This is a genomic window from Caballeronia jiangsuensis, assembly GCF_046030135.1.
GTDB lineage: Bacteria > Pseudomonadota > Gammaproteobacteria > Burkholderiales > Burkholderiaceae > Caballeronia > Caballeronia jiangsuensis.
In genome coordinates, this window is record NZ_JAQQDB010000048.1 from 23,212 (window position 1) to 37,644 (window position 14,433).

Below are 14,433 nucleotides of genomic sequence, written 5' to 3' on the forward strand. Positions count from 1 at the left end.
GCATCAGCAGCACGCGAACAGGCGCTCGCGGCAGATGCGTAAGGTCTCGTCGGCGGGGCGCGCCCACCAGTCGAGCCGCGAGAAGATCTCCACTTCGACGGGACCGTCGAAACCGGCGCGCTCGACCGCCGCACGCAGACGGCGAAGGTCGATCACGCCATCGCCCATCATGCCGCGATCCTGAAGCGGATCGCGCGTTTCGACGAGCCAGTCGCAGACGTGCAGCGCGAGTATGCGCCCCGCCGCCCGCCCGATGGCCGGCATCAGCGCCGGGTCCCACCACACGTGATAAGCGTCGATGGCTACGCCGAAATGTCCCTCGCGCGACGGATCGAGCGTGTCGCACCAGTCGAGCGCCTGATCGAGCGTGTTGAGCAGGCTGCGGTCGGCGGCATAGACGGGATGCAGCGGCTCCAGCGCGATGCGCACGCCCGTCTCCTGCATGGTCGGCTGCAACGCGGCGAGGCCGTCGAGAATTTGCGCGCGTGCATCGTCGATATCGCGCGAACCGGGCGGCAGACCGCCCACCACCGCGACCAGCACCGGCGCGCCGAGCACGGCGGCGGTTTCCAGTGCGCGGCGGTTGGAATCGATCGCCGCGCGACGCCCCGCCGCGTCGTTCGCCGCGAAATACGCGGTGCGGCAATACGCGTTGACCTTGAGGCCCGCGGCGCGAATGGCGCTGGCTGCGGCCTGCGGCTTGGTCTCGTCGATTTCCTGACGCCACGGCGTGATCCAGCCGAAAGCTTGCCCGGCGATGCGCGCGGCCGTCATCTCGATCGGCTCGCGGTAACCCAGCGTGCCGGTATTGATGCAGCAGAGATCGCCGCGTCCGTTCAAGTCGCGCATGGTGTTCCTCAGAAGCGCTGGATCATCAGCCCACCGTCGACGCGCACTTCCTGCGCCACCGTGTACGGCAGCAGTCCCGCCGCCATGGTGCGGATCACGCGCGCCACGTCTTCGGGCTGGCCCCAGCGCGGCGTGGCGGTCATGCCTTCGGCGATCAGCGCATCGTACTTGCCCTTCGACGGCGCGGTCATCTCCGTGAGGATCAGTCCGGGCTGCACCTCGAATACGCCGATGCCATGCGACGCCAGCCGCAACGCGAACAGACGCGCGGCCATCGACGAGGCGCTTTTGGACATGCAGTATTCGCCGCGTTCGACACTCGCCACCACCGCATTCGACGATGTCACGAACACGATGCTGCGCGCGCCTTCGGCGGCCGGCGCTTGCGCTGTCATCGACCTGGCGACGGCCTGCGTCAGAAAGAACGTGCCGCGCGTGTTGATGTCGAAGCAGCGGTCGTAGCTTTGCGCGTTCACGTCGAGCAGATCGCCGCGGCTTAGCACGGACACACCCGCGTTGTTCACCAGGCAGTCGATGTCGCCGAGGCGCTCGTTGATCGCGGCGAGCACGCCCGCGTGCGCGTCGATATCGCCGATATCGAGATCGAAGCTCGCGCAACGGCGCCCGAGCGCTTCGACTTCGGCTTCCAGCGCGCGCAGCCGGTCGGCGTCGTTCAAGGCGATGGCGGCGATATCGAAGCCTTCGGCGGCGAGCGAGAGCGCGACGGCGCGCCCGATGCCGCGCGAGGCGCCGGTGACGATTGCGGTTCTGCTCATGGTCATGCCTTCAGCAATTGACGCGCGATGATGATCCGCTGAATCTGGTTCGTGCCTTCGTAGATTTGCGTGATCTTGGCGTCGCGATAGAGACGTTCGACTTCATAGCCGCGAATGTAGCCGCTGCCGCCGAAAATCTGGATGGCGTTGCTCGTGTGCTGCACGGCGGCGTCCCCGGCGAAGCATTTCGCCATCGACGCGGCGACGGTCGCCTCGACGCCCGAATCCATTTTCGATGCCGCGGAGCGCACGAGCAGGCGCGCTGCTTCGGTGTCCTTGGCCATGTCGGCGAGAATGAACTGGATGGCCTGAAACTCGGCGATCGGCTGGCCGAACTGCTTGCGCATCTTAGCCTGTTCGACACCCGCCTCCAGCGCCGCCTGCATGATGCCCACGGCCAGCGCGCCGATGCCCACGCGTCCTTTTTCGAGCACGCTCATCATCATGTGAAAGCCGCGCCCTTCAGTGCCGAGCAGTGCGTCGGCGGGAAGTTTCACATCGTCGAAATGCAGTTCCCCTACCTGCGATGCGCGCTGCCCGAGCTTGTGCTCTTTCGGCCCGCGCGATACGCCCTTCGACGCGCAATCCACGATGAAGATGCTCATGCCGCGTTTGCCCGCGTCGGGGTCGGTGCGTGCAAGCACGAGGGCCACGTCCGCGACGGGCGCGTTGTGTATCCACAGTTTCGAGCCGCTGAGCGACCAGCCGTCGCCATCGCGCACGGCCGTGGTCTTCACGCCGGATACATCGCTCCCCGCCCCGGCCTCGGTGATGCAGTACGCGCCCTTCGATTCCGCGCGCACCAGCGAGCCGAGCCAGCGGTCGATCTGCGCGGGCGTACCGTGCTTGCCGAGCAGCGTGCCGAGCAGTTCGACCAGCCCGCACTGATCCGCCACCGACGAATAGCCGCGGCTCAGCTCTTCCATGACGATTGAATACGCGAGGCAGTCGAGCCCCGCGCCGCCCATCGACTCGGGCACGGTGATGCCGAAGAGGCCGGTCTCGCCCATCTGCCGGTATATCTCGGCCGGAAAGCACTCTTCGCGGTCCAGCCGCTCTGCTTCGGGCCGGATGACTTCGTTGGAGAAGCGCCGCGCCATGTCCGCGACTTGCTGATGCTCGGTGGAAAGAATCACCTCGTCTCCCTTGGTTATGCGCGGTGTTCGCTGTGCTGACGTGACGTTACTGTATGCCTGTTAGATCGATCTAGCAAGCAGGTCGTGGAGGAGGTTTTGGATGTAGGACTGGGTCGAGAATCGGTCTTTTTAAACGCCGGCTGACAGCGACTTTCAGCCCGCCGAGTATCGTTGCGATACAGAAAATCGTATTAACAAAACTCGGTGCTGCCATCCTTTTTAGCCTTCCTGGATTGCATCAACCCCTGTTCTGCCCGTTTTTTCCCAGTCCGCGTGCGCCGCAGGTAGCAGGTCAGACGCCCTTTGCATGATCGTCGCCGTCGCGTGTCGGCAATCAAGTCAACGCTGGATCTCAACCAATCTTGTCGCGATTTCCCCCCACCCCCCCGAGGATGCTCTCTATTTCATCCTGTCGTAAGGTTTACCCCGATTTAAACGCAAACCAACAAAAGGGACATTTTGGCTGCTGCATGTAATCCAAGTGCAATCCAATTGACGCCACCTTAAAGCGCCGGCTTCTGCGGCTGGCGTCGCGCACGCCGCAAAGGAGAGCGATTTGGTCCTGGAATTGGAGCGAGTCAGTGTCGTTTCTGGCGGGCAACCGTATCTTTACGGCGTGGATTTGCGCCTCGTCCCAGGCGCCATCAATGTGCTTCTCGGACCCACCCAGGCCGGCAAAACCACGCTGATGCGCGTGATGGCGGGTCTGGACAGGCCGAACGGCGGCCGAGTGCTCGTCGACGGCCAGGACGTGACAGGCGTCAGCGTGCGTCAGCGCAATCTCGCGATGGTCTATCAGCAGTTCATCAACTACCCGGCGATGACGGTTTCCGAGAACATCGCCTCGCCTTTACGCCTGCAAAAAGCCGACCCTGCCGAAATCCGCCGGCGCGTGCAGGAGGTTGCAGCCAAACTGCATATCGACCATTTGCTGGAGCGGCGGCCAGGTGAACTGTCGGGCGGCCAGCAGCAGCGCTGCGCGCTCGCGCGTGCGCTCGTGAAGCGCACGTCGCTGGTGCTGCTCGACGAACCGCTCGTGAATCTCGATTACAAATTGCGCGAGGAATTGCGCATGGAACTGGCTACGCTTTTCGCTGACGGCAAGACGACCGTCGTCTACGCGACCACGGAGCCTCTCGAAGCGCTACTGCTCGGCGGCTATACGGCAATCGTCGACAAAGGCCGGATTCTGCAGTTCGGTCCGACTCTCGATGTCTATAACGCGCCGGTCAACATCGCGGCCGCGGCCGTCTTCAACGACCCGCCGATGAACATGCTGACGAGCGACTGCGGCAACGGCCGCGCGCGTCTGCCGATCGGCGTGGAGGTTCCCGTCCGGCACGGTCCCGCTGCGAACGGCGCATGCCGCATCGGCATCCGGCCGGGACACCTGCGTCTTCAGGCGAAGGCCTCTCATGCGATCGCGGTTCCGTGCCGGCTCGAACTCGCTGAACTGAGCGGCTCGGAAACGTACCTGCACTTGCGCACGCTGACCGGCGCGGTCGACCTGGTAGCGCAGTTGCAGGGCGTGCATCAGATCGAGCTCGGCACGCAGCTCGACGTTTTCATCGACCCTGACGAACTGTTTGTGTTCGGCGCGGACACTCAACTGGTGTCCAGCCCGGAGGCGGCTTATGGCGTGCATTGAGTTCCAGAACCTTGCGCACGCGTACAGACCGAGCCCCGCGACGCTCGACGACTACGCGCTTCAACCCATGAGCATGGTCTGGGATTCCGGCGGCGCTTATGCGTTGCTCGGGCCATCGGGTTGCGGCAAGACCACGCTGCTGAACATCGTGTCGGGGCTCGTCAGGCCGTCGGAGGGCAAGGTGCTGTTCGACGGACGCGACGTGACGGCGCTCGGCGCGCGCCAGCGCAACATCGCCCAGGTGTTCCAGTTCCCCGTGGTCTACGACACGATGACCGTGTTCGATAACCTCGCGTTTCCGCTGCGCAATCGCAAGATGTCAGCTGCCGAAGTCACGAAGCGCGTGCACGAAGTCGCGGATATTCTCGATATGACGCACGACCTGCCGAACAAGGCGAGCAATCTGGCCGCCGACGCCAAGCAGAAAATCTCGCTCGGGCGCGGCCTCGTGCGAAAGGACGTCGCGGCGATTCTCTTTGACGAACCGTTGACCGTGATCGATCCCGCGATGAAGTGGATCCTGCGCCGGCAGTTGAAGAAGATCCACCAGCAACTCAAGCTCACGCTTATCTACGTGACGCACGATCAGGTAGAGGCGCTGACTTTCGCCGATGAAGTCGTGGTCATGACAAATGGCCGCGTCGTTCAGAAGGGCGGAGCCGATGCGCTTTTTCTGCGGCCCGATCACGCTTTTGTGGGCTACTTCATCGGCAGTCCGGGCATGAATCTCTGTCCGATCGAGCTCGATGCCGACGGCGCAAAAATCGGCTCGCAGCGCTTGCCGCTCGACGCCGGCACGCTTGCGACGCTACGTGCCGCGCATCAGCAGGCAAACGGCGCGCTTAAACTGGGGATTCGCCCGGAATTCGTCCGCCTTTCGCAGGAAGGAGGAGCCGGCGCGGTCAACGCGCGGGTGCTGCGCGCGCAGCAGCTCGGCAACTATCAACTGGTTACCGCGCAATGCGACGGCAATGTGTTCAATGCGAGGCTCGAGCCGCATGTGCGGATTGTCGACGGACCTGCCTGGCTGCATCTCATCGCGCCTGAAACCGTGTTCTTCTGCAACGACGAAAGAATCGAGACACGCATCTCCGATGGGGCCGCGCGATGAACAAGCCCGTCAATCAGAAAGCGTGGTTGCTGGTCATTCCTGTGTTCATCTGCGTCGCGTTCTCCGCGATCCTGCCGCTAATGACGGTGGTCAACTATTCGGTGCAGGACATCATCGGCCCGACGCAGCATGTGTTCGTCGGTACGGAGTGGTTTCGCAACATCATGACCGATCCGGATTTGCGCGAAGCGCTCGGCAGACAGGTCATTTTCTCCGCGTGCGTTCTGCTGTTTGAGATTCCATTGGGCGTGGGCCTCGCACTTTCGATGCCGGCTTCGGGATGGCGCGCATCGGCCACGCTCGTCGTGCTTGCCATGCCGTTGCTGATTCCATGGAACGTGGTGGGCACGATCTGGCAGATCTTCGGGCGCCCGGACATCGGACTGCTCGGTTACTGGCTCAATAGTCTTGGCTTCGACTACAACTACACGGCGAGTCCCACGGCCGCATGGCTCACCGTGCTGGTGATGGACATCTGGCACTGGACCCCGCTCGTCGCGCTGCTCTGCTATGCGGGCTTGCGCGCGATTCCGGACGCCTTCTATCAGGCTGCGGAAATAGATGGCGCAAGCCGTTTTGCGGTATTCCGCTACATCGAATTGCCGAAGATGCGCGGCGTGCTGATGATCGCCGTGCTGCTGCGCTTCATGGACAGCTTCATGATCTATACCGAGCCGTTCGTGCTGACAGGCGGCGGTCCCGGCGATTCCACAACCTTCCTCAGTCAGTATCTGACACAAAAAGCGGTCGGCCAGTTCGATCTTGGCCCGGCCGCGGCTTTCTCGCTGATCTATTTCCTGATCATTCTGCTGCTGTGCTTCATTCTCTATAACTGGATGAGCCGCGTGGGCAAAGGTGGCCCCGCCGCGCAAGGAGACGACCATGCAGGATAAGCGCCGCTGGATGCGGACGTTGATGCTCGTGGTCTATATGCTGTTCGCGCTGATTCCGCTTTACTGGATGTTCTCGATCTCCCTGCGCACAAACGAGGAGACCATGTCGACGTTCGCCACGCTGCCGCAGCACGTCACGTTCGAAAACTACAAGGTGATCTTCACGGATCCTTCGTGGTACTGGGGCTACATCAATTCGATCATCTACGTGCTGATGAACACGGTGATGTCGGTGCTGGTCGCGCTGCCTGCCGCGTACGCGTTCTCACGTTATCGATTTCTCGGCGACAAGCACATGTTCTTCTGGCTCCTCACCAACCGCATGACGCCGCCCGCCGTATTCTTGCTGCCGTTTTTCCAGCTCTATTCGAGCGTCGGCCTGACCGACACGTACATTGCCGTCGCACTTGCGCACATGCTGTTCAACGTGCCGCTTGCCGTGTGGATTCTCGAAGGCTTCATGTCGGGCGTCTCGCGCGAAATCGACGAAACCGCGTACATAGACGGCTACACGTTTCCCGCTTTCTTCGTGAAGATCTTCCTGCCGCTCATCAAATCGGGCGTCGGCGTCACGGCTTTTTTCTGCTTCATGTTCAGCTGGGTCGAACTGCTGCTCGCGCGCACGCTGACGTCGGTCAACGCGAAACCTATCGCGGCCGTGATGACGCGCACCGTGTCGGCGGCCGGCATGGACTGGGGCGTTCTGTCGGCGGCGGGCGTGCTGACCATCGTTCCCGGCGCGCTGGTGATCTACTTCGTGCGCAACTACATCGCCAAGGGTTTCGCGATGGGGAGAGTGTGATGTTCACGTGGATGTACTGGACGCCCGAGGTGGCGATCTTCTTCGGTTGCATCGTCGTTATGCTGGGTGGCATGACGGTATGGGAACTGCGCTCGCCGACTCATGAACGCAAGGGCTTTCTGCCTATCGCGACGACTCGCGGTGATCGCCTGTTCATCGGCCTGCTGACTGCCGCGTTTGTGAATCTCGCGTGGCTCGCAATCAGCGCCGAGGGCTCGAGTTCCTGGCCGGGCTTCACAGCCTCGGTGCTGGTGTTGCTCGCGATCATGTGGAAGGGCTAGAAAGCCGACACATGCAATGAAGACTGACAACTTCCGGTTCCGCTGATGCCCCCAGCGGGTGCCGGCAAGATCGAAGGGGCACGGAAGACACAGGAGAAGACCATGCATCAGAGGAGACGGATCGTCGCGCTGGCAGTGGCAAGCATCGTGTCTGGTGCCTTCGCGAACCAGGCTCTGGCGGGCACGCCTGAGGCGCAGAAATGGGTGGATAGCGAGTTTCAACCAAGCACGCTTTCGAAGCAGCAACAGATGGACGAGATGAAATGGTTCATCGACACCGCGGCGAAACTCAAATCGCAAGGCGTCAAGGAGGTTCACGTAGTATCGGAAACGATCGATACGCATACCTACGAATCCAAAACGCTTGCCACCGCGTTCAGTGAAATCACCGGCATTCAGGTGAAGCACGACATCATTCAGGAAGGGGACGTCGTCGAGAAATTGCAGACCTCGATGCAATCCGGGCAAAGCATTTACGACGGCTGGATCTCGGACTCGGACCTGATCGGCACGCACTATCGCTATGGCGTGATCGTTCCGCTCTCCGATTACATGACAGGCGAAGGCAAGGAATATACGAACCCCGGTCTTGACCTGAAAGACTTTATCGGCACGAGTTTTACGACCGCGCCGGACAAAAAGCTTTATCAGCTTCCCGATCAGCAGTTCGCGAACCTTTACTGGTTCCGCGCGGACTGGTTCGCACGCAAGGACTTGCAGGACAAGTTCAAGGCGAAATATGGCTACGATCTCGGCGTGCCGGTCAACTGGTCCGCGTATGAAGACATCGCCGAGTTCTTTACGAACGACGTGAAAACCATCGACGGAGAAAAAGTCTACGGTCATATGGATTACGGCAAGAAAGACCCGTCGCTCGGCTGGCGCTTCACGGACGCATGGCTTTCCATGGCGGGCGAAGCCGACAAGGGCATTCCGAATGGCATGCCCGTCGACGAATGGGGCATTCGCGTGACGCCTGACGGCTGTCATGCGGTAGGCGCGTCGGTGTCGCGCGGCGGTGGCACTAACAGCCCGGCAGCAGTCTATGCGACGACCAAATACATCAACTGGCTGAAGAAATACGCGCCGCCAGAAGCGTCGGGCATGACCTTCAGCGAAGCGGGCCCTGTGCCCGCGCAAGGCCGGATCGCGCAACAGGTGTTCTGGTACACCGCGTTCACGGCGTCGATGCTCAAGCCTGGCAACGTCACGAATGCGGACGGCACGCCGAAGTGGCGCATGGCGCCCTCCCCGCACGGCGCTTACTGGAAGGACGGCATGCAAAACGGCTATCAGGACGTCGGCTCGTGGACGTTCTTCAAGTCGACGCCGCCGAATCAGCGCGCCGCCGCGTGGCTGTACGCGCAGTTCGTGACGTCGAAGAGCGTGTCGCTCAAGAAGTCGATTGTCGGCCTCACGTTCATTCGCGATTCTGACATTCATAGCGACTACTTCACGAAAAACGCGGACAAGTACGGCGGCTTGATCGAGTTCTATCGCAGCCCGGCGCGCGTCGCGTGGACGCCGACCGGCAACAACGTGCCCGACTATCCGAAGATGGCGCAACTCTGGTGGAAGAACGTCGGCACCGCCGTCGCCGGCGAAAAGACGCCTCAGGCTGCAATGGATAACCTCGCGAAGGAAATGGACCAGGTGTTGTCCCGTTTGCAGCGGGCCGGCATGAAGGTTTGCGCGCCGGAGCTGAATGCGCAAAGCGATCCGTCCAAGTGGCTGTCGGACCAACACGCGCCGTGGAAGGCGCTCGCCAACGAAAAGCCGAAGGGCGAAACAGTGAAGTATGAGCAACTGCTGTCGGCGTGGAAGGCGGGCAAGGTGCGGTAAGTCATCCGACGGCGCTCGGCGCTCTTATGAATAGGCGGCACTTGATGGTGCCGCCGTTTTTTTATCGCGTCCTGTCGACGAATTGCATCCGCAGCAGCGCGGCGCCTACGTCGAGACGCTACTTGCCAGCCGACGTTACATGCAGCGTATCTCCGGGCGGACCCACGGGTTGACTGATACCGAAGGAAGGACCGATCTTCGACGGCCTGCTCTACCCTTCTCGAAACAATTTCCCGGCGCCGTGCATTGCTCTCTTTCACAGGGCACGAGCGAAGGTGGTAGTTATTGAAGGTCTGCCGCTGGCGCAGCATGTGGATTGGCCCACCTTCGTAGCGCCGTACCGCATCGGAGTCGTCAAAGTCCGAGGTCTTTAGCCGCGTCGCGTTCGTGCGTTCGTGCCGAAGCGTCAGTACATGCTTGCACACCGATGAGCGAATCGCGCGGCGCCCGGCTCTCGATTCGAGGATAAAGAGCGTCGCGCAAGCGCTTGCGTCGCCGAAAGCCGAGCTACCGAAGCCATCCAGCCTGCGCTGCACGGAGTGCCAATAGGCCGTTACCAGCGATGCCAGTCAAGCCCAACAGCATCAGCGCTCCGGTCGGTCCGATCGCCGCTGCAAGTGCGCCGGCCAGCAGCGTTCCGATTGGCCAACATCCGATTCCCACAGTCACGAGGCCGAAGACACGGCTGCGCATGGCACCGGGCACGGACTCGATCACGATGGTCGTCTGATGAATGTTGTACGCGGCGCTCCCGAGTCCGCCGATGAAGAGCACAAGCAGCAACAAGGCAACCGGGCATTGGTATGAGCTCGCGAATCCGGCAACCGCTATCGCCAGAAAGAGGAGGATCGATCCCGACAGCAACCAGCGAAGAGAGTGCCGGCGCATCCGAGCGCTTCCTATCACCGCGCCGGCGACAAAGGAACCCGCCGGTTCCGCAGAGGACAGCACGCCAATCATCAAGGCCGACAGGTTGAAGGTCTCTCTTCCGAGAGGCGTCAGCAGAACGTTGTAGCTGTAACCGCACAAGTTCGTGATAACCGTCACGGTAAGAAGCGCCATGATCGTTCTGCTGTCGCGCGCATAACGCCCTGCTTCGATGAGATCTCCGCAAATCCGGGACAAGGAAAGCCGCCCGGTCGACACTTGCACGGTATCGAGTCGGTAAATGAGCGCGGCGGCGCAAAGAGAAGCCGCCGCAGAAAGAAAGTACGATGTAGCGACGCCGAGCGCTCCGTAGATCCAGCCTCCCAGCAACGGACCGATGCATCGCGTCGCATAGTTGGTCATGCTGTCGATGGCGACCGCGCGAGACGCCTTCGCGGTACCTGCCGTCTCGGCGATCATGCGCCGTCGTGCAGGCATCTCGGTGGCATAGACGACACCGCTCACGAACGCGGCAGCGCAAAGTTGCCACGTAGACAGCGCGCCGAGGAACGACAAGACCGCGACCGTCGTCGACGAAGCGCTCGCCAGTAGCAATCCGAAAAGCACGATCTTCTTCCGGTCCACTGCCTCGGCGACCACGCCCATGATCGCTCCGCTTAGAAGAAGCGGCAGACTTCGGCAGGCAGAGACCACCGCAACGTCCACGGCGGAGTTCGTCGCCTTGAAGGTGAACAGCGCGGCGGCCAGCATTTCGAGCCACATCATCGAGGTCGACACCGCTCCGGCGGTCCAGAGCGGCATGAAGCCTTTTGCGCGCATCACGCTTATCGAACGCAGCGAACGCCCTACGGTCATTTGGTCGTCTTCCATGTCGCGCGAAGATCGCGAGTCTGTTGCCCAACCAGAAAAGCCAGGCATGCCTCCGAGCACGCACAGCGAGCGCGACCGCATCGAGCAATCGGATTAGATCGTACAGTCAAGTTCCGGTCGCGTAACGCCGACAATGCTCGAGGTACCCCGCTTCATGGTTGCTCACCAATTGGACGATGCTGTTCCAAAGCCATAGCGGCGCGTCGATGGTCTTCGATCGATTGCGACCGAGTTCCGCTCGCCACTCCCGCTTCGTTGCGTCGTCCATCTGCCGCGCATGCGCCTTACCTACGACAGCCGCGAGATAGTGCGCGACGTGCATCGCGTCATCCTTGCCGAGTTCCTCGATCTCGAGCTTCATGTCCTGCGGCAACAACTCGCGGATAACGACGCCGCGATCGAGCAGGCGCGCTGCGCGCATTCGCTCACCGAGATACGGCGAGAGGTTTCGGGCACCTTCAAGGACACGCAACGCGTTGTCGCGCGGCATCGCCACATCGTCATAACGGGGCGCCGCGGGCTTCACGCCTTCCTTGATGTCCATCAGACACAGGTCGTCGCCTTCCACGACGCCACCATCGACATCGAGCAGGACCGCATAGCGCAGACGGCCGAGGGAACTGCAACCCTTCACCCAATACGCCGCGTCCAGCACGACAACCTCGCCCGAGTCTTTGCGACCCTTCAGGCTGGTCGGCAGACTCGCAATGTCTTCGTCGGCGAAAAGCGCTTCGATCGCCTTTCGCTCGTCTCTGGCAAGAGGCCAGAATCGCTTTCCCAGGGGAATCGCGGGATGCAGATCGTCGATGCGCTCACGCGCGAGATGCTGCCACGACCGGCGCACGGCTTCCTTCATCGTTACGTGAACGGGTTCAGGACGTTTGATGTCAATGACCTCACCTGCGAACGCCGATTCATATCCGGCAGCCAACGCCTCGATCATTCGCACGACGTTCAGGCCGGACAATGAGGACCCGCGCGCAGCCGTCGCCAGCGACAATCCCAGGCGGACGACGTCATGCACGGGATTGCCGATCACCGTCTGATCGAGGTCGCGAATCTGGATCTCCACTTTGCCTTTCGCATTGGCGATCGGCCCGAGATTGCCGGTGTGGCAGTCGCCGCAAATCCAGATCGCCGGGCCGTGAGGCAGCGAGTCTCCGTTCGCCTCGATCACCCACTCGTAAAATCGTTCTGTATTGCCCCTGACGTATGCGTGCGGCGAGCGCGCCATCTTGCAACGGCGCAGTTCGTTGAGAAGCGCCTGTCGGTCATCGGGCGCGGGCATCCGCTTGTTCGCTTCGCTGTTCTTGGTCATGTTGTTTGCCGTGGGTGACTGATCAGCAGAGCAGGAGCTGTGCCGTTGTCTTCCAAACGGCTTACGCGATCGGCAAAGTGCCCGGCGATGCTGTCCAGATTTCCCCCGACCTGTTCCAGTGCGAACGACAGCGTCGACAACGACTGCAACTGACGTAAATCTGCGTCGATGCCGGAAATAGCGGCCGCGATGTCGGACCGGATAGCCGCGGACGTATCGTTCAGCGGCCCGAGAAAACGTTCGGCCGTTGGCAGCGGTCCGCCGCCGCGCATCCACGCAGCCAGTGCTCGCAGATAGTCGCTCGCGCAATCGCGTACTCGCTCGATCGCGACGCGAGCGGCTCTCTCCTTCGCTTTCAGCCCGCCGCATTGCGATTGCCCCATGCGATCGAGCAGCGCCGAGCGACGATCCGGACTCGAAGCGCGCACGCACACGCCGTCGAGGACGAAACGGAAGAGTTCGGTTCCCCAAAAAAACTCGCCTCACCCGCAGTCGACGAGCCGACGGCACGGTCAATGCTGACACTGTCGCAACACCGCGACGGCCGATTTCCACCGGACGGCCCTGCCGCATCACGCCTATCCCTGGAGCCTCCGATGCCTGTCCGCAACGACCCTACGCTCGCTGAATCCGAATCGACTTCCACTCCGCCAGAAACCGGGCGGCGCTCGTTCTTGTTACGCGGAAGCGCGGGCATCGCGGTTGCGCTCACCGCCGCTTCGGCCGGCAGCGCGTGGGCTGCCGGTCCGACGGGCGCCGACGCCAATCAAGTCAAGCTCCCGCTGATTCAGGATCCGAACACCGAGCAGAAGGAAGAGACGCCGGACGCCAACCTGCCGCCCGACGATCGCATCGGTTATGCGATCGTCGGACTCGGTCGACTGTCGCTCAATCAGATCCTGCCCGCGCTCGCGCAGTGCAAATACTCGAAGGTCTCCGCGCTGGTTTCGGGCGATCGCACGAAGGCGCTGCGCGTCGCGCACCAGTACGGCGTGCCGGAGGCTGACGTCCACGACTATCCGAGTTTCGAGCGCCTCGCCGACAACCCGCGCGTGCAGGTCGTCTACATCGTCTTACCCAACGGCATGCACAAGGAATTCACGTTGCGCGCCGCGAAGATAGGCAAGCACGTGCTCTGCGAAAAGCCCATGGCGAACAGCGTCGCCGATTGCCAGGCAATGGTCGACGCGATGAAGCGCGCGAACCGCAAACTCATGATCGCATATCGCAGCCAATACGAGCCGATGGATCGCATGATCGCGAAGATGGTGAAGGACAGGCAACTTGGGCCGCTGCGCGAGTTCATCGCGGGCAATTCACAGAACGTCGGCGATCCGTCGCAATGGCGATTGAACAAAGCGCTGGCGGGCGGCGGTGCATTGCCCGATATCGGGCTTTACTGCCTGAATGCAGTGCGCTTTCTTTCCGGCGAGGAGCCGCAGGAAGTCATCGCGACGGTGTATCGGCCGGAGTCCGATCCACGCTTTGTCGAAGTGGAGGCGTCCGTGCACTTCATCCTGCGATTTCCAAGCGGACTGACGGCGACGTGCATCTCGAGCTATGCAAGTCACGAGTCGCGTTTCTTCAGGCTGCAGGGCGCGCAGGGCTGGGTGGAGATGGATCCGGCGTTCGGCTACAACGGATTGCGCATGCGGCACGGCACATTGCTGGACGGCAAGAGCGCGACCACCGAAGTGCAGATCGATCCGCAGAATCAGTTTGCGCGCGAGATCGATCACATGTCGGTGTGCGTGAAAGATGACATCGTGCCGCACACACCGGGCGAAGAAGGCTTACAGGATCAGCGCATCATCGAGGCGATCTACGAGTCCGCGCGCACCGGCCGCGCAATCAGGCTCGCCGCGCCCGCAGTCCCGACACGCGGCCCCGATCCGCAGATGGAAGAGTTTTGAGAAGTTCTGCGATTCACCCTTCGTGCGGACGAGGACACGTCCGGGATCATTCTGATCGCGCATTCCGCAGCGGCAAGCGAGTCCGAACGTGAGATACCCTAGGCGG

Annotated in this window: 13 protein-coding genes; 7 read left to right on the plus strand and 6 right to left on the minus strand. The window is 61.9% G+C overall.

Going from position 1 to position 14,433, the window contains the following annotated elements; genetic code table 11:
- Positions 1-3 precede the first annotated feature (3 nt).
- From PQR08_RS33060 to PQR08_RS33070, 3 genes are read right to left on the minus strand one after another with little or no spacing between them, the layout of a single operon-like run.
- Positions 4-849, minus strand: a complete 846-nt coding sequence (locus tag PQR08_RS33060; protein ID WP_250484395.1) for a sugar phosphate isomerase/epimerase family protein — start codon at positions 847-849, stop codon at positions 4-6.
- Positions 850-857: 8 nt separating this feature from the next.
- Positions 858-1,625, minus strand: a complete 768-nt coding sequence (locus tag PQR08_RS33065) for a 3-ketoacyl-ACP reductase (protein ID WP_250484394.1) — start codon at positions 1,623-1,625, stop codon at positions 858-860.
- Positions 1,626-1,627: 2 nt separating this feature from the next.
- Positions 1,628-2,761, minus strand: a complete 1,134-nt coding sequence (locus PQR08_RS33070; protein WP_238295631.1) for an acyl-CoA dehydrogenase family protein — start codon at positions 2,759-2,761, stop codon at positions 1,628-1,630.
- A 556-nt stretch (positions 2,762-3,317) separates the two neighbouring features.
- On the opposite strand from PQR08_RS33070, the gene PQR08_RS33075 reads away from it, so the two are divergent.
- The 6 genes from PQR08_RS33075 (at position 3,318) to PQR08_RS33100 (ending at position 9,338) form a co-directional block, all read left to right on the plus strand.
- A complete protein-coding gene (locus PQR08_RS33075) occupies positions 3,318-4,409 on the plus strand; it encodes an ABC transporter ATP-binding protein (protein WP_250484393.1) in 1,092 nt (363 codons plus the stop codon).
- Positions 4,396-5,520: an ABC transporter ATP-binding protein gene (locus PQR08_RS33080; RefSeq protein ID WP_250484392.1), complete on the plus strand. Its 1,125-nt coding sequence runs from the start codon at positions 4,396-4,398 to the stop codon at positions 5,518-5,520. The genes PQR08_RS33075 and PQR08_RS33080 overlap by 14 nt, the downstream gene beginning before the upstream one ends.
- On the plus strand, positions 5,517-6,413 hold the full coding sequence (locus PQR08_RS33085) for a carbohydrate ABC transporter permease (protein ID WP_238213146.1): 897 nt from the start codon (positions 5,517-5,519) through the stop codon (positions 6,411-6,413). The genes PQR08_RS33080 and PQR08_RS33085 overlap by 4 nt, the downstream gene beginning before the upstream one ends.
- The gene (locus PQR08_RS33090) at positions 6,403-7,215 is read left to right on the plus strand and encodes a carbohydrate ABC transporter permease (RefSeq protein WP_061173924.1); all 813 of its coding nucleotides are present in this window, start codon (positions 6,403-6,405) and stop codon (positions 7,213-7,215) included. Before PQR08_RS33085 ends, PQR08_RS33090 begins: the two co-directional genes overlap by 11 nt.
- Positions 7,215-7,496 carry a DUF2160 domain-containing protein gene (locus PQR08_RS33095; protein WP_250484391.1) on the plus strand — a complete coding sequence of 94 codons (282 nt, stop codon included), beginning with the start codon at positions 7,215-7,217 and terminating at the stop codon, positions 7,494-7,496. Before PQR08_RS33090 ends, PQR08_RS33095 begins: the two co-directional genes overlap by 1 nt.
- Before the next feature lie 102 nt (positions 7,497-7,598).
- Entirely contained in the window at positions 7,599-9,338 is a 1,740-nt protein-coding gene (locus PQR08_RS33100; protein ID WP_187603336.1) for an ABC transporter substrate-binding protein, read from the plus strand.
- A gap of 507 nt (positions 9,339-9,845) precedes the next feature.
- Here PQR08_RS33100 and PQR08_RS33110 read toward each other — a convergent pair.
- The 3 genes from PQR08_RS33110 to PQR08_RS33120 all read right to left on the minus strand — a co-directional run bounded on the left by PQR08_RS33110 (position 9,846) and on the right by PQR08_RS33120 (position 12,842).
- Positions 9,846-11,096 (minus strand): MFS transporter, encoded by a 1,251-nt coding sequence (locus tag PQR08_RS33110; RefSeq protein ID WP_250484390.1) that lies wholly within the window; start codon positions 11,094-11,096, stop codon positions 9,846-9,848.
- A 106-nt stretch (positions 11,097-11,202) separates the two neighbouring features.
- Positions 11,203-12,414, minus strand: a complete 1,212-nt coding sequence (locus PQR08_RS33115; protein ID WP_250484389.1) for a DUF2252 family protein — start codon at positions 12,412-12,414, stop codon at positions 11,203-11,205.
- Positions 12,411-12,842, minus strand: coding sequence for a hypothetical protein (locus PQR08_RS33120; protein WP_250484388.1), 432 nt, complete (start codon positions 12,840-12,842; stop codon positions 12,411-12,413). Before PQR08_RS33120 ends, PQR08_RS33115 begins: the two co-directional genes overlap by 4 nt.
- A gap of 168 nt (positions 12,843-13,010) precedes the next feature.
- Here PQR08_RS33120 and PQR08_RS33125 point away from each other — a divergent pair, with 168 nt between their 5' ends.
- Positions 13,011-14,327 (plus strand): Gfo/Idh/MocA family protein, encoded by a 1,317-nt coding sequence (locus tag PQR08_RS33125; RefSeq protein ID WP_250484387.1) that lies wholly within the window; start codon positions 13,011-13,013, stop codon positions 14,325-14,327.
- Positions 14,328-14,433: the final 106 nt, after the last annotated feature.

Excerpts from the sequence above, each read along its gene's own strand:
- PQR08_RS33085 (WP_238213146.1), top strand. The coding sequence starts at position 5,517 with ATGAACAAGCCCGTCAATCAGAAAGCGTGGTTGCTGGTCATTCCTGTG.
- PQR08_RS33100 (WP_187603336.1), top strand. The coding sequence starts at position 7,599 with ATGCATCAGAGGAGACGGATCGTCGCGCTGGCAGTGGCAAGCATCGTG.
- PQR08_RS33110 (WP_250484390.1), bottom strand. The coding sequence starts at position 11,096 with ATGGAAGACGACCAAATGACCGTAGGGCGTTCGCTGCGTTCGATAAGC.
- PQR08_RS33115 (WP_250484389.1), bottom strand. The coding sequence starts at position 12,414 with ATGACCAAGAACAGCGAAGCGAACAAGCGGATGCCCGCGCCCGATGAC.
- PQR08_RS33090 (WP_061173924.1), top strand. The coding sequence starts at position 6,403 with ATGCAGGATAAGCGCCGCTGGATGCGGACGTTGATGCTCGTGGTCTAT.
- PQR08_RS33060 (WP_250484395.1), bottom strand. The coding sequence starts at position 849 with ATGCGCGACTTGAACGGACGCGGCGATCTCTGCTGCATCAATACCGGC.
- PQR08_RS33065 (WP_250484394.1), bottom strand. The coding sequence starts at position 1,625 with ATGAGCAGAACCGCAATCGTCACCGGCGCCTCGCGCGGCATCGGGCGC.
- PQR08_RS33125 (WP_250484387.1), top strand. The coding sequence starts at position 13,011 with ATGCCTGTCCGCAACGACCCTACGCTCGCTGAATCCGAATCGACTTCC.
- PQR08_RS33080 (WP_250484392.1), top strand. The coding sequence starts at position 4,396 with ATGGCGTGCATTGAGTTCCAGAACCTTGCGCACGCGTACAGACCGAGC.
- PQR08_RS33095 (WP_250484391.1), top strand. The coding sequence starts at position 7,215 with ATGTTCACGTGGATGTACTGGACGCCCGAGGTGGCGATCTTCTTCGGT.